This window comes from uncultured Finegoldia sp., from assembly GCF_947252345.1.
Taxonomy (GTDB): domain Bacteria; phylum Bacillota; class Clostridia; order Tissierellales; family Peptoniphilaceae; genus Finegoldia.
Genome location: NZ_CAMXVC010000005.1, coordinates 1 through 24,106, shown reverse-complemented (window position 1 = coordinate 24,106; position 24,106 = coordinate 1). Strand labels below are relative to the sequence as shown.

The 24,106-nt window shown below is 29.2% G+C and carries 26 protein-coding genes; 2 read left to right on the top strand and 24 right to left on the bottom strand.

Annotated elements, in window-relative coordinates; all coding sequences use genetic code 11:
- Positions 1-7: 7 nt before the first annotated feature.
- The 8 genes from Q0X02_RS01935 to Q0X02_RS01900 all read right to left on the bottom strand — a co-directional run bounded on the left by Q0X02_RS01935 (position 8) and on the right by Q0X02_RS01900 (position 6,500).
- Positions 8-904 carry a dihydroorotate dehydrogenase gene (locus tag Q0X02_RS01935; RefSeq protein WP_297810741.1) on the bottom strand — a complete coding sequence of 299 codons (897 nt, stop codon included), beginning with the start codon at positions 902-904 and terminating at the stop codon, positions 8-10.
- Positions 897-1,613, bottom strand: a complete 717-nt coding sequence (locus Q0X02_RS01930; RefSeq protein ID WP_297810738.1) for a dihydroorotate dehydrogenase electron transfer subunit — start codon at positions 1,611-1,613, stop codon at positions 897-899. The genes Q0X02_RS01935 and Q0X02_RS01930 overlap by 8 nt, the downstream gene beginning before the upstream one ends.
- Entirely contained in the window at positions 1,606-2,457 is an 852-nt protein-coding gene (gene pyrF / locus Q0X02_RS01925) for an orotidine-5'-phosphate decarboxylase (RefSeq protein WP_297810736.1), read from the bottom strand. The genes Q0X02_RS01930 and pyrF overlap by 8 nt, the downstream gene beginning before the upstream one ends.
- Positions 2,444-3,640: a dihydroorotase gene (locus Q0X02_RS01920; protein ID WP_297810734.1), complete on the bottom strand. Its 1,197-nt coding sequence runs from the start codon at positions 3,638-3,640 to the stop codon at positions 2,444-2,446. The genes pyrF and Q0X02_RS01920 overlap by 14 nt, the downstream gene beginning before the upstream one ends.
- The gene (locus tag Q0X02_RS01915; protein ID WP_297810731.1) at positions 3,640-4,068 is read right to left on the bottom strand and encodes an aspartate carbamoyltransferase regulatory subunit; all 429 of its coding nucleotides are present in this window, start codon (positions 4,066-4,068) and stop codon (positions 3,640-3,642) included. Before Q0X02_RS01915 ends, Q0X02_RS01920 begins: the two co-directional genes overlap by 1 nt.
- Positions 4,068-4,988, bottom strand: a complete 921-nt coding sequence (gene pyrB / locus Q0X02_RS01910; protein ID WP_297810727.1) for an aspartate carbamoyltransferase — start codon at positions 4,986-4,988, stop codon at positions 4,068-4,070. Before pyrB ends, Q0X02_RS01915 begins: the two co-directional genes overlap by 1 nt.
- Before the next feature lie 62 nt (positions 4,989-5,050).
- Positions 5,051-5,686: an endonuclease III gene (nth, locus tag Q0X02_RS01905; RefSeq protein WP_297810725.1), complete on the bottom strand. Its 636-nt coding sequence runs from the start codon at positions 5,684-5,686 to the stop codon at positions 5,051-5,053.
- Positions 5,676-6,500: a deoxyribonuclease IV gene (locus tag Q0X02_RS01900; RefSeq protein ID WP_297810722.1), complete on the bottom strand. Its 825-nt coding sequence runs from the start codon at positions 6,498-6,500 to the stop codon at positions 5,676-5,678. Before Q0X02_RS01900 ends, nth begins: the two co-directional genes overlap by 11 nt.
- A 75-nt stretch (positions 6,501-6,575) precedes the next feature.
- Here Q0X02_RS01900 and rodA point away from each other — a divergent pair, with 75 nt between their 5' ends.
- Together rodA and Q0X02_RS01890 are read left to right on the top strand one after the other, a co-directional pair.
- Complete coding sequence (rodA, locus tag Q0X02_RS01895) at positions 6,576-7,679, top strand: rod shape-determining protein RodA (RefSeq protein ID WP_297810719.1); 1,104 nt, start codon at positions 6,576-6,578, stop codon at positions 7,677-7,679.
- 8 nt (positions 7,680-7,687) lie between these two features.
- Complete coding sequence (locus tag Q0X02_RS01890) at positions 7,688-8,158, top strand: S-ribosylhomocysteine lyase (RefSeq protein ID WP_297810716.1); 471 nt, start codon at positions 7,688-7,690, stop codon at positions 8,156-8,158.
- Positions 8,159-8,180: 22 nt separating this feature from the next.
- Here Q0X02_RS01890 and Q0X02_RS01885 read toward each other — a convergent pair whose 3' ends face one another.
- From Q0X02_RS01885 to Q0X02_RS01810, 16 genes are all read right to left on the bottom strand, one after another.
- Positions 8,181-8,813 (bottom strand): thymidine kinase, encoded by a 633-nt coding sequence (locus Q0X02_RS01885; RefSeq protein ID WP_297810714.1) that lies wholly within the window; start codon positions 8,811-8,813, stop codon positions 8,181-8,183.
- A 1-nt stretch (position 8,814) separates the two neighbouring features.
- Entirely contained in the window at positions 8,815-9,402 is a 588-nt protein-coding gene (locus Q0X02_RS01880; protein WP_297810711.1) for a peptidylprolyl isomerase, read from the bottom strand.
- 39 nt (positions 9,403-9,441) lie between these two features.
- Positions 9,442-10,083 carry a response regulator transcription factor gene (locus Q0X02_RS01875; RefSeq protein WP_297810708.1) on the bottom strand — a complete coding sequence of 214 codons (642 nt, stop codon included), beginning with the start codon at positions 10,081-10,083 and terminating at the stop codon, positions 9,442-9,444.
- 65 nt (positions 10,084-10,148) lie between these two features.
- Positions 10,149-11,213, bottom strand: a complete 1,065-nt coding sequence (selD, locus tag Q0X02_RS01870; protein ID WP_297810705.1) for a selenide, water dikinase SelD — start codon at positions 11,211-11,213, stop codon at positions 10,149-10,151.
- A gap of 10 nt (positions 11,214-11,223) precedes the next feature.
- The gene (locus tag Q0X02_RS01865; protein ID WP_297810702.1) at positions 11,224-11,856 is read right to left on the bottom strand and encodes a helix-hairpin-helix domain-containing protein; all 633 of its coding nucleotides are present in this window, start codon (positions 11,854-11,856) and stop codon (positions 11,224-11,226) included.
- Positions 11,857-11,953: 97 nt separating this feature from the next.
- Complete coding sequence (locus Q0X02_RS01860) at positions 11,954-13,687, bottom strand: C40 family peptidase (protein WP_297810699.1); 1,734 nt, start codon at positions 13,685-13,687, stop codon at positions 11,954-11,956.
- A 215-nt stretch (positions 13,688-13,902) separates the two neighbouring features.
- Entirely contained in the window at positions 13,903-14,460 is a 558-nt protein-coding gene (frr, locus tag Q0X02_RS01855) for a ribosome recycling factor (RefSeq protein WP_297810696.1), read from the bottom strand.
- On the bottom strand, positions 14,453-15,172 hold the full coding sequence (pyrH, locus tag Q0X02_RS01850; protein WP_297810694.1) for a UMP kinase: 720 nt from the start codon (positions 15,170-15,172) through the stop codon (positions 14,453-14,455). The genes frr and pyrH overlap by 8 nt, the downstream gene beginning before the upstream one ends.
- Before the next feature lie 117 nt (positions 15,173-15,289).
- On the bottom strand, positions 15,290-15,964 hold the full coding sequence (tsf, locus tag Q0X02_RS01845; RefSeq protein WP_297810691.1) for a translation elongation factor Ts: 675 nt from the start codon (positions 15,962-15,964) through the stop codon (positions 15,290-15,292).
- Between the two features lie 78 nt (positions 15,965-16,042).
- Positions 16,043-16,855 (bottom strand): 30S ribosomal protein S2, encoded by an 813-nt coding sequence (rpsB, locus tag Q0X02_RS01840; RefSeq protein ID WP_297810688.1) that lies wholly within the window; start codon positions 16,853-16,855, stop codon positions 16,043-16,045.
- Positions 16,856-16,971: 116 nt separating this feature from the next.
- Entirely contained in the window at positions 16,972-19,038 is a 2,067-nt protein-coding gene (gene topA / locus Q0X02_RS01835) for a type I DNA topoisomerase (protein WP_297810685.1), read from the bottom strand.
- 7 nt (positions 19,039-19,045) lie between these two features.
- Positions 19,046-19,597: a class IV adenylate cyclase gene (locus Q0X02_RS01830; RefSeq protein ID WP_297810682.1), complete on the bottom strand. Its 552-nt coding sequence runs from the start codon at positions 19,595-19,597 to the stop codon at positions 19,046-19,048.
- Between the two features lies 1 nt (position 19,598).
- Positions 19,599-20,279: a metallophosphoesterase gene (locus tag Q0X02_RS01825; protein WP_297810679.1), complete on the bottom strand. Its 681-nt coding sequence runs from the start codon at positions 20,277-20,279 to the stop codon at positions 19,599-19,601.
- Positions 20,280-20,281: 2 nt separating this feature from the next.
- Positions 20,282-22,534, bottom strand: a complete 2,253-nt coding sequence (locus Q0X02_RS01820; protein WP_297810677.1) for an ATP-binding protein — start codon at positions 22,532-22,534, stop codon at positions 20,282-20,284.
- Complete coding sequence (locus Q0X02_RS01815) at positions 22,531-23,607, bottom strand: DNA repair exonuclease (protein ID WP_297810674.1); 1,077 nt, start codon at positions 23,605-23,607, stop codon at positions 22,531-22,533. The genes Q0X02_RS01820 and Q0X02_RS01815 overlap by 4 nt, the downstream gene beginning before the upstream one ends.
- A gap of 8 nt (positions 23,608-23,615) precedes the next feature.
- Entirely contained in the window at positions 23,616-23,855 is a 240-nt protein-coding gene (locus Q0X02_RS01810; RefSeq protein WP_297810671.1) for a YdbC family protein, read from the bottom strand.
- Between the last annotated feature and the right edge of the window lie 251 nt (positions 23,856-24,106).

The following is a 24,106-nucleotide window of genomic DNA, read 5'->3' as shown; positions in this document are numbered from 1 at the left end:
TATCCTCCTAAATAATATTTCTAATCTCATCAAGAGATTTTATTTTGTTTTCCTTTAAATAATTTTCAATTCCATCAGCAATTTCTACCATAACATTTGGATTGATAAAATTAGCAGTGCCTACTTGTATCAAATGGCACCCTACCATAATATATTCCAATGCGTCTTTGTAATTTTGTATTCCTCCCATACCACAAACCGGGATTTTTATAGCTTTGCATACATCTCTGCACATTCTCAATGCTATTGGCTTAATACAAGGTCCAGATAGTCCTGCAGTTATGTTGTCAAATACTGGCTTTCTTTTATTAATGTCAATAGCCAGTGCATTAAATGTGTTTACCAAACTAACAGCATCGGCACCTGAACCTTCACAAACTTTAGCCATTTCTACAATATCATTCGCGTTCGGTGATAATTTGACCATTAGAATTTTATTTGTGTGTTTTCTAACTTCCGATACGACTTTTTCAGCAACATCACATTTAATTCCAAAAGCCATTCCACCTTCTTTTACATTTGGACAAGAAATATTCAGTTCAATTATTTTAATATCAGTAGTGGAAATTAGTTCCACTGCGTCAACATAACTTTTTATATCTGAACCACCGATATTTGCTATTGTTACAGTATTTAACGACATCATAAAATCCAAATCTTTATTTATAAATTCTTGTACCGATGGATTTTGTAAACCAATGCTATTCATTATTCCTGACGACGTTTCATAAATTCTTAATCCAGTATTTCCGTTTTTGGGTTTTATTGTGAGTCCTTTTGTTGAAATTCCACCAAGTTTATTTAAATCTGTAAAATTTTCATACTCTTTAGCAAAACCAAATGTACCCGAAGCTCCGACAACCGGGTTTTTAAATTCTACTCCACAAAAATTTGTCTTAAGCATCGAATATCACCTCATTTTTTTCAAAAACAGGTCCATCTTTACACACTCTTTTTAAACCATTTGTTGTGTTTACAATACAGCCTAAGCAAGCTCCTATTCCACAAGCCATATGAGCTTCTAATGAGTAAAATTCTATAGCTTTTAAATTTCTTTTTTTCAATGAGTTCATCATAGGGTTTGGTCCACAAGCATAAATGAAATCATACTCATCTTTTACAAAATCTGTTATGTATCCTTTAAATCCAATCGAACCATCTTCCGTTGAAATAAACGTCTGATTTTTGTTTAAAATCTCATCATCCATAAAGTGAGTATTCCTATATCCGACATACAAATCAACATTTTTTAGTTTTCTTGATAGGAATTTCATTGGTGCTATGCCTATACCACCTGCAACTATTGCACATTTAGCTTCTGGATGTAGTTCGAATCCATTTCCAAGCGGACCTAAAATTTTTAATTTTTCTCCTATTCTTAATGATGATAGTATTGAAGTCCCTCTTCCTACTACTGCATATAAAAAAGTTATGCTCTTTTCATCTAAATCACAAATACTCAATGGCCTAGGAAGTAGCGGCGACTCATCCCACGCTCTTATCATATAAAATTGACCAGGATTTCCATTAAAGTTACCTTTTAAAACCAATTTAAATATTCCATCGCTTATTTCTGAATTTGTTATTATTTCGCAATTTATGTATTTATTCACCGTAGATATCCTTTCTCATATTTTGGACAGCTATTCTTGCATATTTTCCAATATTTTTTTCTCCATCCTCAAATTTTCTATAATTTAATATTATTCCACGAGATGAATTTACAATTCCTTTTTCAAAATTATCCAAGTAAATTCTTATATCTTCTGGTTTTGCACCTTGGGCTCCATAACCAGGTATTAAAAACATTATGTTTTTATATCTATCTCTTATTACATTGGCATTTTCACTTTGAGTTCCTCCAACTACAAATCCTAAAGAACTCAATCCACAATCTCCAAGATAATTTTTTGCAATTTTATTTAAATTATCTCCTATTTCATAATAAAGAGGAGTTCCCTTATAATCTTTATATTGAATATCTTTCGAACCAGGATTTGAAGTTCTCATTAGAACGAATATTCCTTTTTCTTTTGATTCAAGATATGTTAAATAATGTTCTAACGTATCATAACCCATAAATGGATTAACTGTTATGAAATCAGCTTCAAAATCTCCTTCAAAGTGTGCTTTTGCATATTCCTTTGCAGTATTTGCGATATCTCCCCTTTTGACATCAGCAATTGAAATTAAGTCATTTTCTTTTAAATATTTAAGAGTATTCTTGTAAGCAATCAAGCCTTCTATACCACAAGCTTCATAATAAGCGATTTGAACTTTGAAACATGCAACTAAGTCCTTTGTACTGTCTATAATTTCTTTGTTAAAATCAAATAAATATTCGCTAATTTTCTTTCCATTTTTCATATTTTCTGGGACATAATCTGTGCTTGTATCTAACCCCACACAAACTATAGATCTTTCATGTATTCTTTTAGAAAGTTTATCTATTATCATTTTTAACCCCTTTCTCAAATTTGATATCACCATTTACAATAGTCATTTCAATGCTGCCTTTAAATGTTTCACCAATAAATGGAGAATTACTAGATTTCGAATTAAATTTTTCAACTTTAATTGTTTTATCCAAATCGACAACTACTAAATCAGCATCAAAAGTAGGATTTATAATCCCTTTATTTATTTTCAAGATTTTTGCTGGATTATAACTCATCAATTCAGATATCTTATTCAATGAAATATTATTTTGTTCATGTAAAACTTTATATGCAATATTGAAAGATGTCTCTAATCCTATCATACCACAAGCACCATTTTCCTTATCTTGCTTTGTGTGTGGAGCATGGTCTGTTGAAATCGCATCTACCGTGGAATTTTTTATCATTTTTATTATGCAATCTATATCTTCTTGTTTTCTAATAGAAGGATTTACTCTATAATCACTATCTTTCATGTACAAATGGTGAGGAGTTACTTCACAAGTTATTGGCGCATTTTTTGCTTTATAAAATTTTATAGCTTCCAATGAATCTACTGTACTTACATGACAAAAATGAACTCGACAACCTGTTTTTAAACTTAAATAACAATCTCTTATAGTTTCTAAATCTTCCGCATATCTAGTAGATGTTTTTGTTAGATTATGGTCCTCAGCATGAATCATAATTCCTTTGTTTATTTTTTTTATATTTTCAAAAATATTAAATGCAAGAAATGAATTTGTAAGCCCTTTTCCATCTTCACTGAAAAATTTTATTTTATCATCTGCTTTTTCAAAGTTTATCATATTTTCAGATTTTAGACCTTTGGTTGTTGCCATACACTGGTATATATTGATTAGCCCAATTTCTTTTGATTTGTTTATTATTTGATTATAGACATCGTTATTGTCAACAACTGGATTAGTATTTCCCATTAAGTTACAGCTAGTATAACCTCCAGCTAACGCAGACAAACTTCCGGTATACAAGTCTTCTTTTTCTTCTTGCCCTGGATATCTAAAGTGTGTATGCAAGTCAATAAATCCTGGCATTACAATTTTGTTATTTATATCGATAATTTTATCTGTTTTTTCGATAATTTTACCAATTGATTTGATTCTTCCTTCTTCAATCAATATATCTGAGAATATATCCTTATCTCTATCAATTATGTGACAATTTTTAAGAAGTAGCTTCATTATTCCTCCACATTATACAAATGGTCACAGTAATCACATTTATATGTTCTTGTTTGTTTGTCAACTAAGCTAAATCTGTGCACGATGTTTCTTTCTGTTTGAGTTATACATCTAGGGTTTTTACATTTTATAAACCCTTCTATATGATTAGGAAGTTTTAAGTTGATTTTTTCTTTTATTTTTTCATTCTCAATAATATTTACTGTCATATTGTCGTCAAAAATACCAAGTATATCAAAATCTATATCTATAACATTTTCAATCTTAATCATATCTTTTCTTCCCAATTTTTCTGATTGAGCGTTCATTATCAAAGCGACTGTATAATCAGCTTTGTCTAGTTTTAATAATTGGAAAATCTTATATCCCATTCCACATTTAATATGGTCTATTACTATACCTTTTTCAATACTATTTATATTTAACATTATCTCACTCCTAATAATTTTAAAATCAAAGCCATTCTTACAATTACGCCATATCTAACTTGTTTAAAATAAACTGCTCTAGGGTCACTATCAACTTCAGTTGCAATTTCGTTAACTCTTGGTAATGGATGTAGAACCGCTAAATCTTTGCCTGCTAATTTCATTTTTTCATTATCCAAAATGTATGAATCTTTTAATCTTACATAGTCTGCTTCGTTAAAGAATCTTTCTTTTTGAACTCTTGTCATATATAAAATATCTAATTTTCCAATTACATCTTCCATTTTTTCTACTTCTTCAAATTCTATGTTCTTTGATTTTAAGAATATTTTGATATAATCTGGAACTTGTAGTTCGTTTGGAGATATTAATATGAATTTATTGTTCTCATATCTTGACATTGCTTTTATCAATGAATGGACAGTTCTTCCAAATTTTAAATCCCCACACAAACCAATTGTCATATTATCCAATTTTTTCTTTGTCATCCAAATTGTCAATAAATCTGTAAGAGTTTGAGTTGGGTGCTGATGGCCTCCATCTCCTGCATTAATTAATGGCACATCAGAATAACCACTTGCCAAAACGGATGAGCCTTCTTTTGGATTTCTCATTGCTATAATGTCTGTATAGTTAGAAACTGTTCTGATAGTATCTGCTAGTGATTCACCTTTTGATGTAGATGAACTTGCACTCTCTGAAAATCCTATACAATCCCCTCCCAATCTGTGAATTGCTGACTCAAAACTAAGCCTTGTTCTAGTTGAAGGCTCAAAAAAAAGAGTCCCTAAGATTTTTCCTTTACATAAACTAGAAAAATCAGAAGGACTCTTTATTATTTCTTCTGCCAAACTTAATATTTCATTAACCTCTTCCAAATTAAAATCATCTGCGTTAATTAAATTTCTATTCTTTAACATAACTATCTCCTTTGATTTATTTTTACTATAATAACATCAATAGAAATATATGTCAATAGTTTTTAAATATTTTGTGAATTAAAAAATCCACATCTATCATTCAAAATACATTCTTCACATTTTGGATTTCTTGCTTTGCACAAATTTCTACCATGCCAAATAAACAAATGATGACTCTTTGACCATCTCTTTTTAGGAATAACTTTCATTAATGATATTTCAGTACTCAATACATCTTTTTCATTTACTATTCCTATTCTATTTGTAACTCTAAAAACATGAGTATCTACAGCTATTGCAGGTATTCCAAACGCATTACTCAAAACTACGTCAGCCGTTTTTCTTCCAACCCCCGGCAAAGACATCAAATCTTTTAAATTATCAGGAACTTGTGAATTAAAATCATTATAAAGTACATTGCAAGTAGCTATAATATTTTTCGATTTATTTTTGTATAATCCACAACTTTTTATATATTTAGATAAACCGTCGACTCCCAAATCCATTATTGATTTTGGTGTATTAAATTTTTTAAATAAAATATCTGTAACTTTATTCACCCTAACATCAGTACATTGAGCAGATAATATCGTCGCTATCAATAATTCAAAAGCATTTGTGAAGTTTAATTGTGCTTTCGCGTTTGGATATAAACTTTCCAAATCATCTAAAATTTTATTCACATAATCATAATTCATTAGCCCTTCTCCTTATTAGTTCTATCTCTTTTTTGTATCCGTCTAACACATTAGGCGTTTCAAGAATAATTGGTATATCTTTTAGTTTGTCATTTAAAATAACATTAAACAAGCTTTCCTTGCCAATAAATCCTTCTCCAAATTTTTCGTGTCTGTCTTTATTGGAACCCATTGGCATCTTAGAATCATTACAATGAATAACTTTAATTTTTTCTACCCCTATTTTCTCATCAAATTCATTCAAATACTTATCAAAACTATCTAAATCAATTCCAGAACTAAATAAATGGCAACTGTCAATGCAAACATATAAATCATTTTGACAATTATCAATTATATATTTTATCTGGTCTATATTAGTAGCAAGTTCTGTTCCTTTTCCACTCATTGTCTCTAAACAAATCATCTGATTATCAAATAAATCTATTTTATTTAGACCTTGAACAATGTAATTCAATCCTATCTCTTCACCTTGATTTTTGTGACTCCCTGGGTGCAAAACATATCTATCTATTTTCATATCCTTTATTTTTTTCAAATCATCGTTTATGAGTTTTATTGCTAATTGTCTTAAATCTTCTCTATCACTACACAAATTCATCGTATATGCCCCATGACAAACTATATCATCTATATCAAATTTTTCTCTTAATTTTAGAAAATTTGAAATTTCTTCTGATGATATTACTCTCGATTTAGAGCCTCTTGGGTTTCTTGGAAAAAACTGAAATGTATTTGCTTTTGTTTTATTGCAATTTTCTATAGTTTTGTTAAGACCTTTTGAAATTGTCAAGTGACATCCAATTCTATTCATATCTACCCCCTGAACCATTATTATATCACACCTTTGCAATTAGTTATGTTATAATACTATTTGAGGATGTGAGGCATGTTTAATATTAATAAGAAAAATATAAATAAAATGGACAAGCTATTATTATTAAGTATATTTATACTTGTAATTTATGGTTTGGTTGTATTATTTAGTGCAGGTTCAAGTTTATCGAATCATTACTTTAGAAAACAAATGATTGCAACAATTATAGGATTGTTAGTTGTGTTATTTATCATTTCAATCGATATTCAAACAATTAAAAGATTCTATATTCCAATGTATGTGATTTCAAACTTATTGTTGGTTTTGGTTCTGTTTTTAGGAGTTGGTGATGAATGGGGTGCTAGAAGTTGGTTCAAATTTGGTCCTATAAACTTTCAGCCATCCGAAATAACTAAAATTGTGTTGGTAATTTCTCTTGCAAAAATAATTGAAAATAATAAAAACACTTTAAATAACCCTAAGACACTTTTAAAAGTTTTGATATTTGCTTTTACTCCAGTATTATTGATTCTAAAACAACCTGATGCTGGTACCGCAATGGTTTATACTTTTATAATTATAGTGATGTTATTTAGTGCTGGCATAGATTGGAAATATATTTTAGGCGCATTTATTCTTGGAATAATCAGTATACCATTTGTATATTTTAGGTTAGACCAATTTCAAAGAGACAGGATTTTGAATTTTTTACATCCAGAAAGGGATTTGTCTAATACTGGTTGGCAAGCACTTCAAGGGAAAATAGCAATAGGTTCCGGTAAAATTACCGGAGAGGGCTTCTTACAGGGAGTACAAAGTCAATACAATTTCATTCCGGAAAAACAAACAGACTTTATTTTTGCTGTTTTAGTAGAAGAATTTGGATTGATAGGAGGAATTTTACTAATCGGTTTATATGGATTTATGCTATACAGATGTGTTATTATAGCACAAAATTCAGATAATTTGTATTCAAAATTATTAACAATGGGTTTTTCAGCAATGTTTTTATTTCATATTTTTGAAAACATAGGCATGACTATTGGAGTTATGCCAATCACTGGAATCCCACTACCATTTTTCAGTTATGGTGGTACTTTTCAAATAATAAACTTAATTTCAATAGGATTAATTATATCCTCATCGATACAAAAAGACCCTTTAAATTTTATTTAGGAGGAATTATGAATAAAATAGAAAGTTTCAAAATAAATCACTTAGAATTACTTCCTGGAATCTATGTTTCAAGGAAGGACTATTTAGATAACAATGTTTTAACAACATTTGATTTAAGAATGACAGCGCCTAATAGAGAACCTGTAATGAATACCGCAGAAGTTCACGCTATAGAGCATTTAGGTGCAACTTTTTTAAGAAACAAATTAGAAAACGAAGTAATATATTTTGGACCTATGGGATGTAGAACTGGATTTTATTTGATTTTATTAGGTGATAAAAAATCAGAAGATATTGTGGATTTAATAAAGGAAGTATTTTTATTTATAAAAAACTTTGAAGGAGTTATTCCTGGGCAATCTGCAAAAGATTGTGGAAATTATTCTGATATGAATTTGAATATGGCAAAATATTACGCTAGTAAATATCTTAAAGTTTTAAACTCAATTACAAAACAAAACTTAATTTACCCAGAATAGCAAAAACACAATTTAGTACGAACTAAATTGTGTTTTTATTTTTATCTTCTTTCTTTAAATATGTTGTTTGAAGTTCTGATATTTTTTTGTCTCTCATTTTTTCTATATAATGTTTTCGACACAATGGTTGATAAGTTTCACTTGCTCCCAATTGAATTCTATTCTTGTCATCTGAAATACGATAACTAACCCATGCATCATTACCACAAATAGCGCATACAGCATGGTGTTTTTCTAAATAGTCACAGATTGGTAATAGTTCTTTTACTAATTGAAATGGCTTAGCCTCATAATCCATATCCAATCCAGCAACAATAATTGTATATCCATTTTCTAAAAGAAAGTTGATATTGTCTGTAAATATTTTTGGTTTAGAATTTATAAATTGTACTTCATCAATTGCAATGACATTTACATCATGTGTTTTTGTATATTCTACTATTTCTTCTATCCCATCCACATTTATAGCTTCCATTTCGTTTTTATCGTGAGTGACGACTTTTTCTTTTGAATATCTAGAATCCATTTTCGGTTTAAATACCGCAACTTTGTATTTGGCAATCCTAAATCTATTTACCTCTTTCCAAAGACTTGATGTCTTTCCAGAAAACATAGAACCAGTGTGAACAATTAATTTTCCTTTATATTGATGCATATTATTGATACCTGTAAATTTCGATAGAATTTATCACTACATCTTCTACTGGTCTATCCATATTATCTGTTCTAACTTCTGCGATTTTATCTACGATTTCCATACCATTCAAAACTTGTCCAAAAACGGAGTGTTTTCCATCTAACCAGAAGCAACCTCCATTTTCTTTATAATATGATTTTTGTTCGTCATCTAATTCACAGTTGTCCAAATACTTTAAATAATCATTTTTAATTTTTGTATTTTGTACTATAAAAAATTGAGAGCCATTAGTGTTAGGTCCTGAATTTGCCATGGACAACGCTCCTCTAATATTTTTTAGTTTATCGGAAAATTCATCGCCGAATGATTTATTCCAAATACTATTTCCTCCATATCCACTACCCAATGGATCTCCCCCTTGAATCATAAAGTCTTTAATTACTCTATGAAAAACAGTATTATCGTAATATCCATTCTTAGCATGAGTTACAAAATTTTCAACACATTTAGTAGCTTCTTGCTCGAATAAACACACTTCAATATCTCCAAAATTTGTTGTAATTTTTGCAATTAATTGATTCTTTTTTGGTATATCTGTTTGATACATATTTCCTCCATAAATAATTAAACTGCTTTTACAAGCAGTTTAATTTTTAATATTTGAAGAGAAGTAATATCCTTCTCCCCATTTTGTTCTTATAATCAAAGATTCATTATCCTTAATCTTTTCTCTTAGTCTTTTTATATGGACATCAACAGTTCTTATGTGAGCTGAAGCATCATCCCATAATTTAGTAGCTAATTCTTTTCTAGATAACACTTTATCTTTATTGACAACCAAAGCATACAATAATTCAAATTCTCTACCTGTTAACTCTATATTGTCACCATTTCTTGTAACTCTTCTAGTTATTAAATTAAATTGGAATCCACCTACTTCAAGTATATTGCTGTCGCTTTTATCCTCATTTAATTTGGATGTCGTTCTTCTTAGTACAGCTCTAATCCTTGCCTTTAATTCCAACATATTGAATGGATATACCACATAGTCATCTGCTCCATATTCTAGGGCTAATATCTTTTTCATATCATCAGATTCGTCACTTACAAATATTGTTGGAATAGAATATAATTTGCTTATTTCCTTTTTAAAATCCAGTCCTGTTCCATCTGAAAAATTCATATCACAAAGCAAAAAGTCAAAATAACTTTTTTTAAGTTTTTCAAGTGCATCTTGTATGTTAGAACATTCTGATACTTCATAGTTTTCGTCACTAGAAAAATTCAAAATTATCTCATCTTTATAAACACTAGATGGAAACACTAATAATATTCTTAATTTCATAAAGTCGTCTAAATTACTTCAATAAAATGTTCTGTTTTCGCTTTCACTTTTCCTATTATATTACCTACTTGACCTTGTTTGTGTAGCTTTTCTACAAGTTTATTAGCTTCATCTTCTGATAATGAAATCAACAAACCACCAGATGTTTGAGGGTCAAATACCAAATCATCCATAAAACTTGGAATATTTTTGCTGATTTTTACATCATTTCTTATAAAGTTTCTGTTATCATAAGCTCCCTTTGGAACCAATCCTAAATTGATAAATTCTTCCACTCCATCAAATATAGGTAACTTCTTAGTATCAATTTCTATTGTTAAATTTGAACCTTTAGCCATTTCTAATGCATGACCACACAAACCAAAGCCTGTAACATCTGTTGCAGCATGAACATCCAATCCTTCGCAAGCTTCCTTAGCGTATTTGTTCAAAGTAGTCATTGATTTTATAGCCTCATCAAATAATTTTTTATTTTCAAGTCCACCCTTTATAGCTGTATTTATAATACCAACGCCTATTTTTTTAGTCAATACTAAAACATCGCCTTTTTGAGCTGTCGAATTTGCCCAAACTTTACTTGGATGATTAATTCCTGTAACGGATAATCCATATTTTGGTTCATCATCTTGTATTGTATGTCCACCAACAAGTAAACATCCGGCTTCTTTTGCTTTGTCAGCTCCACCTTTAAGAATTTCAACTAGAACATCTTGATTCATACAATCTGAAAAACAAACAATGTTTAACGCTAAAAGTGGATCTGAACCCATAGCATATAAATCACTTAATGAATTAGTTGCAGCTATTTGACCAAATGTATAAGGGTCATTTACTATTGGCGTGAAGAAATCCAATGATTGAATGATACACAAATCATCTCTTACTTTGTATACAGCACAATCATCGCTAGTGTCCAATCCAACTATTAAGTTGTCATCATTTACCTTTTCCAAATGGCTCAATACTTCTGCCAATTTCCCTGGTCCAATCTTTGCTGCACATCCCGCAGTTTGTGTGAACTCTGTTAATTTTACGTCTTCTGGTTTGATTGTTTTGTACTTTTTGTCTAACATTTTATCTCCTTTAATCTACTGTTATTAAATTTTTTAATGATTCAAAAGTTTTATCACCAATACCATCAACATTTTTGATTTCTTCAATAGATTTGAATTGGTTTTTTTCTCTGAAATCAATAATTTTTTTTGCTTTAGATGGTCCAATTCCTGGCAAAGTTTCTAGCTTTGCACTATCAGCCGTATTAATATTTACTAATTCATTTGAACTATTCGTTTTTACATCAACGTTATTGACATTATTATTTGAAATACTAACATCTTTAACTTCTTTTTCAGATGGAATATGTATTTTCATCTCATCCTTTAATTTCATTGCAAGATTAACACTTTTTGTGTCAGCTTCTTTAGTTAATCCTCCAGCCATTTGAATAATATCTTTTAATCTGTCATCCTTTTTAAACGAATAAACACCTGGTTTGTTAACGCAACCATCTATATGACACATTTTAACAGAATCATCTTCCTTTTTATCAGTTGAATTTGATTCATTTTTGGTAGTTTCGAATGAATTATTATCTTCAATTTTATCAATCTGATGGTTGTCCAAATTGTCACTACTTGATTTAAAAAATCCGATTGCGGCCAAAATTACTATTGCAACTGCAACAAAAATTTTTTCTTTCGAAAATTTAAAATTCATATTGCGCCTCTTTAATCTATATATTATATGATATCACACTTATTATTATTTCGTCCAATAAAAAAAGCTATTAACATATGCTAATAGCTTATTTTTATTAATTTAATATTCTTCTAGCCGTTACAAAAGTATCTGAATAGTAATTTGAATCTATGTCTGAAATAATAACACCAGTAGCAGGTGTAGAAGCATGAATCATTTTGCCATTTCCAACATAAATTCCAACATGCGAAATACTACCTGAACCATTTGTACTGAAGAACAAAAGGTCTCCTTGCTTTAAATTATCCTTGCTGACTGGATATCCATTATTTGATTGTGCAGCAGAATTTCTATACAAAGAAACTCCACAAACCTTATTATATAAGTAACTGGTTAATCCAGAACAATCAAAACCTACTCCAGGTTGTGCTGAACCCCATACGTATTTTTCTCCTAAATAATTATACGCAGCTTGTGCAATCGCACTACCTGAACCTGATTCGTTTGTTCTTTGAACTCTTGTTTTTGGAAGATTACTATAAATATTTTGACTGTCTGACGATTTATTATCATTCGTTACAACTTCATTATCTTGTACAAATTTTGAAGAAATAAATTTTCCATCTGAAAGTTTTATCCAATGTTTATTTTTAAGTCCAGTAATTTTTGAACCTTTTTCTAGTACTGAAACAACATTTGAATCCATACTATCTTTATCTCTAACATTTACCGATTCTGAAATATATCCTGTATACTTTGAACCCTCAAATTTATTCGAATCAACTTTTTTAGAAGAACTTAAATCATTTTTTAAGTTCACCTTTCTTGTGGATTCAATTTTTTTTGTGTCTGAATCTATTTTCTTGTTTGATAAATAGTTAATACTTACATAACCAACTTTTCCATTGTTTGTAGTCTTAAACCATCCATCTTCAATTACTCCACTGATTTTTGTGTTCTTTTGCAAAACACTAGATTTTCTAGAATTGATAGATTTATCACTTCTTAAATATACCGGTGACTTAACCCACATATCTATTTGCTTAGCTTTTTTTGCTGATTTAGAGGCCTCAGCAGGTTCTGTTTTATCATTTTTGTCTAATTTTTTATTTGATAAATAATCTTTGCTAATATAGGCTTCTTTATTTTTATACTGTATTTTAGCCCATTCATTATTATCATTATCCTTAATAACAACCTTGCTATCTTTAGGTAAAACTCCTATTACTTCAGAATTTTTATCCGCTTTCTCTCTTACAAATAAGTCTCCAGTAGTTGATTTGGTAATATTAGAATAAATTTTTTCTTCTTCACTATCTTTATCTCTTGAAAGAGTTAATGCGGCAACTTCGGCCTTTTCTGCTTTCAAGACTTTCTTTTCACTGTGATTTAATTGTGATTTAACATCAATTTTTTTTGATTCATTATTTAAGTCAGTTTTAGCTAATCTATTTACAGTTGTTTTCTTAACGACATTTTTGTGCTCTATTTTTTTGTCATTATTTCTTTCAGTATTATTAGAATTATTTGCTGCAGCTAATGTTGTAGTGTTATTTAAATTTGAAACATACGCTCTTTTGTTATTAGATTTATTAGAATCGTTTAACACATTTCTTACTTGAGCATTTCTAATTTCATTAAGAGCTTTTTCTTTGTTTTGATTTTCAAATTTTTTAGATAAATTTTTTTCAGTCTTAAGGGCAGTAGAATATTTATGTGTATTTGAACCTTTCACTACATTTGTCTTATGTGCAGTTAAAGTTGTAGAACTCATGTATGGCGATACAAAAGTTCCTACCGCTATGACTGAAGCTAATCCTATAGATAAGCCAAGTCCTTTCTTGTTCATATAAACTTCCTCCTAATACATCTTAAATTTATATTAAAAGAATTACAAAAATATGTCAAGAAAAAACAACAAAAAAGTTACAAATCGGTTTCAAAAAAGTAATAATTGTAACATTTTTGTCATAATTTCATTTTTTATCTCACAATAAAAAAAATACTATGAATTTTTTTAAAATTCATAGTATTTTTAAAAAATCTGTTATCCACTATTATTTTTTAGATTTCCATCAATTCTGTCTCTTTGTCAGAAACAATTTTATCTACTTCTTTAGTCAACTTATCAGTTAAATTTTGTATTTCTTCTAATATTGAATGCAAATCATCTTCTGAAATTTCAGAATTCTTTTCCATTTTTTTAGCATCATCAACGCAATCTCTTCTTATTGCTCTAATTGTGATTTTTGATTTTTCGCCGTATTCCTTAACAACTTTAGTCAATTCTTTTCTTCTGTCTTCAGTTAATTGAGGAAACGGTAATCTAATAATATTTCCATCATTTGAAGGAGTTATGCCTAAGTTAGAACCTAGGATTTCTTTTTCAATATCCTTCATTATTGACTTGTCCCAAGGTTGAATAGTAAGCAATCTTGCTTCAGGAGCTGAAATTGTTGCTACTTGTTTTAATGGCGTTAAAGTTCCATAATAACTTACCATTATATTATCCAAAATACTAGGATTAGCTCTTCCTGCTCTAACCGTCTTTAATTCTTCCCTTAACGCATGTAATGTTTTATCAGCTTTTTCTTGCATATCTTTTAATAATTGTTTACTCATTCTTATCCCCCTCTACGATTGTTCCGATATTTTCTCCATGAGAAACTCTAATTATGTTATTCGGGTCATCTATACCGAATACTACTAATCGCATATTATTTTCCATACATAACGAAGTTGCTGTCGCATCCATTATGCCTAACCCTTTATTTAAAATATCAATATATGTTAGTTTATCAAATTTAACAGCTTTTTTATTCATATTTGGATCTGAATCATATATACCATCAGTTCCTCTTTTTCCAGCTAGAATAACATCTGCATTAATTTCAACGGCTCTTAATGCAGCGGTAGTATCAGTTGAAAAATAAGGCAGACCAGTTCCTGCTGCAAATATGACAATTCTACCTTTTTCTATGTGCCTTATCGCTCTTCTTCTGATATATGGTTCAGCTACTTGCTTCATATCGATAGCTGTTTGCACTCTAGTTTGAATCCCCTTGGATTCTAATGATGCTTGCAATCTTAAAGCATTTATTGTTGTTCCTAACATACCCATTGAATCCGAAGTAGCTCTGTCAATTTTTGAGGAACGACCCCTCCAAAAATTTCCACCACCAACAACAATTGCAATTTCCAATCCCTCAGAATGAACTTCTTTTATAGAATCACAAATACTTTCTATAATGTCGTCATCTAAACCATGTCCCTTGTCGCCGCTAAGTGCTTCGCCACTCAATTTCAATAAAACTCTTTTATATTTTAAATTCAAAGTTGCCTCCTATAGATAATAAGGTTTTCTTTAATTAATCATACCAAATTAATATTTTAAAATCAATACAAAATATGTATAAGAAAAAAGCTGCAATTAGAAAATTGCAGCAAAATTTTATTTTCCCATTTGTTTTTTTACTTCTTCAGCGAAATCTTCGTTCTTCTTTTCTAATCCTTCTCCAACTTCAAATCTAGAAAATCTACGAATTTTAATGTTTTCACCAATCTTAGCAATTAAATCTGTTAGTAATTGTTCAACTGTTTTACTTGGGTCCTTGATGAAAGGTTGTTCTAACAAGCATATTTGTGAATAAAATTTATTTATTCTTCCTTCAACTTTCTTTTCAGCAATCATTCTAGCCTTATCTTCTGGAACTTTTTTGCCTTCATTTTCATTTAATGCTTGATGAACCAAAACTTCTTTTTCTTTTTCTACTTCTTCAGCAGGAACTTCTTCACGACTAACATATTTAGGATTAGATGCAACAACTTGCATAGCTACGTCTTTTGCAAAGTTTTTAAATTCTTCATTTTTAGCTACAAAGTCTGTTTCTGAATTTACTTCAACTATAGCTGCAATTTTTCCACCATGAATATATGTTTCAACTAAACCTTCTGAAGCTAATCTTCCAGCTTTTTTTTCTGCTCCAGCAAGTCCCTTTTCTCTTAAAAGGTCAATTGCTTTGTCAATATTTCCATCTGCTTCTGATAGAACTTTTTTGCAGTCCATCATTCCCGCACCAGTTTTTTCTCTTAATTCTTTTACCATACTAGCAGTAATTTGTGCCATTTTATAACCTCCAATTAAAATAAAAAGCGACCGTCAAACATTTATTTAATTTTCAGTTTAACTGTCGCTTAAACATTATTATTCTTCGTCTGAACTATCTTCAGAATTTTCAACAAATTCTTTCAAATCTTCTTCTGATACTGATTCTTCTATTTCAATTTCATCTGTTTCTTCTTCAGTTTCAGAATAAACTTCTTCTGAATCTTCACGACCTTGATTTGCTTCAATAACAGCATCTGCGATTGTTGATGTCAAAAGTTTTACGGCTCTAATTGCGTCATCATTTCCAGGAATGGCTATATCCAATTCATCTGGGTCACAATTAGTGTCAACTATACCAACAACAGGAATGCCCAATATTTTTGCTTCGTGAACAGCGATATATTCTTTTTTAGGATCAACTACAAAAAGAACGCCTGGCATTTTATTCATTTTTTGAATACCGCCTAAATTCTTTTCCAGTTTTTCTCTTTCTCTTTCTAATTGACTTACTTCTTTTTTAGGTAAAAGATCGAAAGTTCCATCTTCTTCCATTTCATATAATTTGTGAAGTCTGTTAATTCTAGTTTTGATAGTTTTGTAGTTTGTTAACATACCACCTAACCATCTTTGGCTTACAAAATGTTGTCCACATCTTTTTGCTTCTGTTTCTATAGCTTCTTGTGCTTGTTTTTTTGTTCCTACAAATAGAACTTCTCCACCATCAGCAACTATGTCTCTAACAAAATTATAAGCGTCATCAATTTGTTTAACAGTTTTTTGTAAATCTATAATATAGATTCCATTTCTTTCTGTAAATATAAATTTTGACATTTTTGGGTTCCATCTTCTTGTTTGATGTCCAAAGTGAACCCCAGCTTCTAGCAATGATTTCATTGATACTACTGACATACTTTTTTACCTCCGTTTATTTCCTCCAATTGAATCACTTACAAATACGACAATTAAGCAACTGCATTTGTATCATCAATTGTGTGTTTTACTTAAAGAGTATATCATACATATTTTTATTTTTCAAGCTTTTTATAGTCACAATTTTCATTTGAACAAAGAGTTGATTCTCCCCTTCTGTTTTTTCTGTGAACAACTAGACTTCCACATTTCGGGCAAACTTCTCCTGTCGGTTTATCCCACAACGCAAAATCACAATTCGGATAATTTTCACATCCGTAAAAAACTTTACCTCTTTTTGATACTTTTTCAATTATTCTTGAGCCACATTTCGGACACTTTACCTTAGTATCTTTAACGATAGTTTCTGTGTATTTACAATCTGGAAAAGAACTGCATCCTATAAACTTACCGTTTCTTCCATGTTTTATTACCAATTCATTTCCACATTCTGGGCATTTTCTTCCAATTGGTTCATCTTTTACTTTAAATTTATCTTGCCCATTTTTTGCTTTTTGGAGGTCGTCATTGAAATTATTATAGAAATCACGTATGACTTTTTTCCATTCCACATCTTTTTCGGCAATATTATCCAATTCTTCTTCCATTTCAGCAGTAAATTTTTCATTTATAATTGAATCAAAATATTTTATTACAAATTCGCAGACTTTTTCACCAATTTCTGTAGTGTAAAATTTCTTTTCTTTTAATTCAACATAATTTCTAGCTAATAAACTACTTATAATTGATGCGTAAGTACTTGGTCGTCCAATTCCATCCTCTTCTAATGTTTTAACTAAACTTGCTTCTGTATATCTTGGTTTTGGTTTCGTAAAATGTTGTTTTTTATCAATGTTATTTGATGTTATTATTTCTTTAACTTTTAACTCTGGAAATTCACTGTCTTTTGTATTGAGAGAGTAGACTCTTGTAAATCCGTCAAACAAAACTACATTACCACTAGATTTAAAAATATAATCATTATTAGAAAGCTCAATTGATGTAGAAAGATATTTAGCATCTTTCATTTGGCTTGCAATAGTTCTTTCCCAAATCAATTTGTATAATTTATATTGGTCATCTGTTAAATATCTCTTTATTTCATTTGGTATTCTTTTTACTGATGAAGGCCTTATACCTTCATGTGCATCTTGCGAGCCTTTTTTCTTTTTTGAATAATCGTATCCTTTAGTTAGATATTCTTTGCCATACAATTCGTTGATAATTTCTAGACAATCGCCAATGCAGACTTTTGATATTCTTGTTGAGTCAGTTCTCATATAAGTAATAAGACCAACGGAGCCTTCACTTCCGATATTAATTCCTTCGTACAGTTGTTGTGCAACTCTCATTGTTTTTGCTGTTTGAAAATATAATTTTTTGTATGCTTCTTGTTGCAAAGTTGATGTAGTAAAAGGCGCATATGGTTTTCTGGATTTTTTTTGTTGTTTAATGGAATCTACTACAAACTCTTTTCCCAAATCATTTAATATTTTATCAGCTTCTGCTTCGGTTTTTATTTCAATTTTATTAGAGGTATCTTTTTTTTGATAATAGAGTTCACTATCAAATTCTAAATTGTCCTTTAAAAATTGTGCATGAATTGTCCAGTATTCTTCGGGAATAAAATTTTTAATTTCTTCTTCTCGTTCGCAAATAAGTCTTAATGCTACTGACTGAACTCTTCCCGCACTTAAACCTGATTTCACCTTTTTCCATAGTAATGGAGATATGCTGTAACCCACAATTCTGTCAAGAACTCTTCTTGCTTGTTGCGCATCAACCAATTTTAAATCTACAGCCTCAGGTTTCTTTATCGCCAATTTTACAGAGTCTTTTGTTATTTCCTGAAATTTAACTCTGTTTTTTTCTTTTGGATCAATTCCTAACAGATAGCACAAATGCCACGAAATAGCTTCTCCTTCTCTATCAGGGTCGGTAGCTAAAAATATTTTTTGAGAATTTTTGTAGTCTTTTTTTAATTCATTTATAACTTTTGCTTTACCCCTTACATTAATGTATTCTGGTTCAAAATCGTTCTCAATATCTACTCCAATTTTGCTTTTAGGTAAGTCTCGTAAGTGACCAATAGTAGCCACGACTTTGTATCCAGAACCTAACATTTTTTGTATTGTTTTAGCTTTAGTTGGAGATTCTACTACAACTAGCTTTTTATTTGCCATTAAAAATCTATCCTTTCTGATTGCCTTTTAACTTTGCTCTTAATTCGCTTATTGATTCCATTGAAATCTGTTGTTTGTCGATGTCTAATTTTTTTACTATATCATTTAGCTGATTCTCATTTTTGACCTCTATTTCTAGATAAGGATAAGGATAAAATTCTCTCTCCCACCTGTCAAAATCCAATCTAGCTCCTAGAAATTCAAAAGATATTCGTTCTTTCTTCGAAGAAGATTGTTTGTCAAGATTAACAAAATTTAATATATTTTTCAAATTATCCTCATTATCAAATTCAATCGTGTACTCATCATAGTGTCTAACGCTACAATCTTTAATTCTTTTTTTATAAGTCAAATATTTTTTTTGAATATTATTTAAAATATCCCTTGTTATTCTAATCCTAAGATAATCGCCTTGGCTTATCAAATCAAATTTATTTGATTCTATCAATATGTTTTCTTGAAACTCATGAGATATTTTTTTTGCACCTAATGATATAGCTTTATCGAGTAATCCCTCAAAATCATCTGTAAAAACCTTACATTCTAATTCTTTTTCCATATTATTTCCTTATTAGTTTGGCTTTAAAATTAATATAATCAGACGACACGCAATGCACATTAATGCCGTCAATCAATCCTTCCACAATATTAATGTGTCCATACCCATGAAGATGACCATATACTAAATCTGTTACATTGTATTCTTTCAAACATTTAAACAATTCGTTTGGCTTTTTATTTATATCAAAGGGTGGATAGTGAAGCATCATAATGATTTTCTTATCATTTTTAACACTATCCAGGCTCATTTTGACTCTCAATATTTCTCTTTCAAAAATTTTGGCGTCTTTTTCAGTAGCTTCTTTGTTTGAAGGATCCAGCCAGCCTCTTGAACCACATATGTTCAAGTCTGTAAACTCGATACTATCATTCTGAATAAAACTTATAGATTTTAAATCTAGTTTTCTAAGCTTTGATATTCCACCCCACCAATAATCATGGTTACCTCTTGTTAAAATTTTTTGAGCTGGCATTTCGTCAATCCTTTTTAAATCTATATAAGCCTCATCCATCTGCATGGCCCATGTTATATCTCCGGGAATTAATAGAATATCGTCATTATTTAATTTTGATAAGTTATCAAATATCTTTTCTTCATAATTTTTCCAATTATTGCCGAAAATATCCATTGATTTTGCTTTTGTATAGTCGAGATGTAAATCTCCTAATGCGTATATCATAATTACTTTAGCTCTATTTTTTTATATATTATATCTAATTCTTTTAATAATTGTTCATCTCTATTCTGACAAGAAAACAAAATTATCTGGTTGTTGTATGAAATTTTGAACAATAAGTCAAGGCACTTTTTATATCTTTCATCATCTAATTGCACAAGACAATCATCCAATATCATCATATAGTCAAGCCCCATTAATTCTTCTAATACACTTATCCTTATAAATATGGATAACAAATCAAATGTACCTGAACTCAAATATTTCTCATCGTAAAATTTTATTCCATCATATATATTTACTTTTAAATTTTCATCTATTCTAAATCTGTCTTTTAAGCTAGTTGAATATGTCATTAAATCTGAAACTCTCTTGTTGATTCTTGGAATAAAATTTTTGTGTAATTTATTGATGCTATTATTGATTAAATTCATTGCTATTTCAATGGATTTTATCTCATTTTCAAGCTTTGAAATATTTTCTTTTATATCAAAAAGCTGTTCTTCTTTTTCCAATAGAGATGTTACAGAACGTTCTAAGCTTTTTGTTTTCTCAAATAACTTTGCATTTTCCTCAATTGATTCATTTATTTCTTGTTCAAGAACATTAGAATCTTTGATGTCATTTTCATTTAACTTTATATCTTTACCCTGTAAATCATCAGCAAGAATACTAAAATCATATTCTGAAGAAATTTTCTTGAGCTGTTCATCTTTGTCAGCAATTCTTTGAGCCAATTGGTCATACTGAAGCTTTTTTATCCTGTAATTATCTACATCAATTTTTTTTAATTTTTTTGAAGAATTTAAGATATCATTTATTCTACTTTTTGAAATTTCATCTTTTTGTAATATTGAATCTAGTTCATCATCTATATCATTTAACTTCATTTCTACACTTTTTAAATATTTTAAACTATTCTCAATATTTTCATTATTCCCAAAATCTTTTACAACCTCTGAATAATCTTTGTAGCTTATATTAGTTATTTTCCCAATCTTTTGAATTATTTTATTAACTTGCCTATTAGATGACAATTTCTTCAAATTAAAATAAGTAAAAATCAAAGCGAAGAAAACCACAAAAGTAATAGGAGCGATAATAACACTCGTCAAGCCACTTTCAAAAAACAAACCCAAACCTAACAAAACACAAAAAAACAAAGATATAATGAGAAACTTTATCTTTTTGTTTTGTAATTTATCAGATTTTTTATTAATATTTTCAATTTCTGAGATATAATCTCTAATTGTTTCGTAATTATTAAATTTAGCCTTTAATTGATAATAATCTTTACTTATTAATTTTTTTTGTTTTGATAATTCGTTAAATGAATTTTTATTAGAATTTAATATTCTATTTTGCTTATCCAAATCATTTATTGATTTTTCATCAATCTCATTTATATATTTTAAATTGGATAATTCATCAAGTAAATTAGCTTTATCTTTTAAAACTTGCATTTTGTAGTTTTTCGCATCTTCAATTCTTTGCAAATTCTTTTTTTTGTTTATTTGGGATAGTTTTTCCTTATTATCCAATAACTGTTCATGATGTAATTTTGCTTCATTTAATTTTTCTAGATTCTTCTCATATTCTTTTTTGTCATCGTAAATTGACTTGATATCCGCCTCCAGCTCAGTTTTTTTCTGATATAAACTTCCAAGCGGTTTAGTTTTTGATTGCTGAGTCCCTATATTTGATTTCAACTTCTCAAGATTTAATAATGCTTTTTTGAATGAAATTGATTCATCATCATTGTTAGTTGAATTTAAAAGCATATCAACAATTGAGTTGACGTTATTGCTTTGATAATTAAATTCGCTTAAATTAGAAAACTCAGTCGACTTAAAAATATCAAGTGGCATTTTAAAAAAATACTCTCCAGGAAAAGATAAGTTATCCTCATTGTATCCATCTAGTAATGTTTCCTTTTTCCCTGTAGTCTCATTGAATATGTTGAAATATTTTTCCTTAAAATTTCTATAAACTACATAATTCTTTCCATCTTCCTCAACTAAAATACTTCCCTCATAATTTTCGCTGTTCCATGGTCTGTATTTTTCAAAATCATCACTATAAACAGTTCTCTTTAAATAAGGTTTTACAAATCCATAAAAAACACCTTCTATAAACTTTGATATGGTTGTTTTTCCAGATTCATTTAATCCGTATACCAAATTAAACTTATCATCAAATTTTATTGTATAATTGTTAAACTTGCCAAATGATATTAAATCTAATCTAATTAACTTCATAAATTATTCTCCAACAAAGCATTAATTCCTAATTTAATCGCCCTTTTAATTATTGGGTCATCTTCATCTAGTTTTTTGGATTCTTCAATAAAATATCCCAAAACATTATTCCTGTTAAATTCATAAATTTTGTCAATGTCTAAATTAGACTCAGTTAAATCTACGATTTCAATGTATTCACAGTATTTTTTTAGACTTTCTTGTAATGAATCAATGTCCAAATCAAAACCTTCTTTAAGATGTCCTTTTAGGTTAATACGAATATAATTTTTTTTATTATCCAACAATACAGATGATAGACTATTTATCAAATCATAATAGTTAAAATCTCCATCTATCAAAAAATCAAACTCATCAAAATACGAACAAGAACAATCCAAAAAATCTATTACTAATTTATTATCCTCAATACTTCCAATTACAGCTCCGTGTGTTCCTTTTTCTTTAAAACTCAAAGGTTCAATAGAGCCTGGATAAACAAATTTTTCGTTAAAAATAGTAGGTTTGTGAATGTGACCCAATGCAACATAGTCAAATCCAAGTTTGTTGACTTCGTCTTCGTTAAAAAACATATATCTATTATTTTCGTTTAATAAGTCTGAGTGAATCATCAAAATATTTGTCTTCATTTTGTCGAGTGCAATATTATTGAAAATATCCAGATAGTCATAGTTATGTTTATTGTAACTTATGCCATAGACATCGACATTTTCAAATTCAATCTTTTCAAGTGAATCTTTTTTGAATATATTTAAATTACTACTCAAATCAACCATATCCCATAAATTTTCTTTATATATAGGGTCATGATTGCCTCCTATTATACAAATTTGGGAATTGGTTCTTGAAAATAAATCAACTAGTCTATTCATATCCGAAATATTAAAATTTTCAATATTAAAAATATCTCCACTCAAAAAAATAAAGTCCACTCTTTTTTTAATACTAAAATCAATCAAATTTTCAACAGCAGTCCAAATTCTTTGTCTTCTTAATTTTGACATAGATTGTGGAATTGAGGATTTTTCGAATTGCATCCCCAAATGAAAATCTGCTGAATGTATAAACCTCAAAATTTAACCTACTTTTCAGAATCGATTTGCTTCAATTCATCTTCAATTAAAGCGTGTAGGACTCTAAGCTCATCTTCAGTAAAAGTTAGACCTTTACTCATTCTAGTGTGGTCAGGATTCCATTCTCTTATATCATACTTTGCATCATAATCTGACCATTTTACAATATTCAATTCTTTATTCCAATTATTTGCCTTTGTTGATAATACACCAATTCTTTCTACAATTTCAAATTTTAAATCTGCCATAATATCCTCCATTTTTATAAATATATTATAGCATTATTTTAAAATATGCAAATATAAGTTTTTGTGTTAGAATAAAATTGAGGTGGAATTTATGAAAAAACAAAAAATTGCGCAAATAGTTGCTTTAATTTTGGCAGCGATGATGGTTGCTCCATTTATTATGAATTTAATAATGAATATGAAATAAAATGAAAATAATCTGTCTCTTATACACATCCCGAGCCCACGAGACCGTTATTCTAATCTCGTAT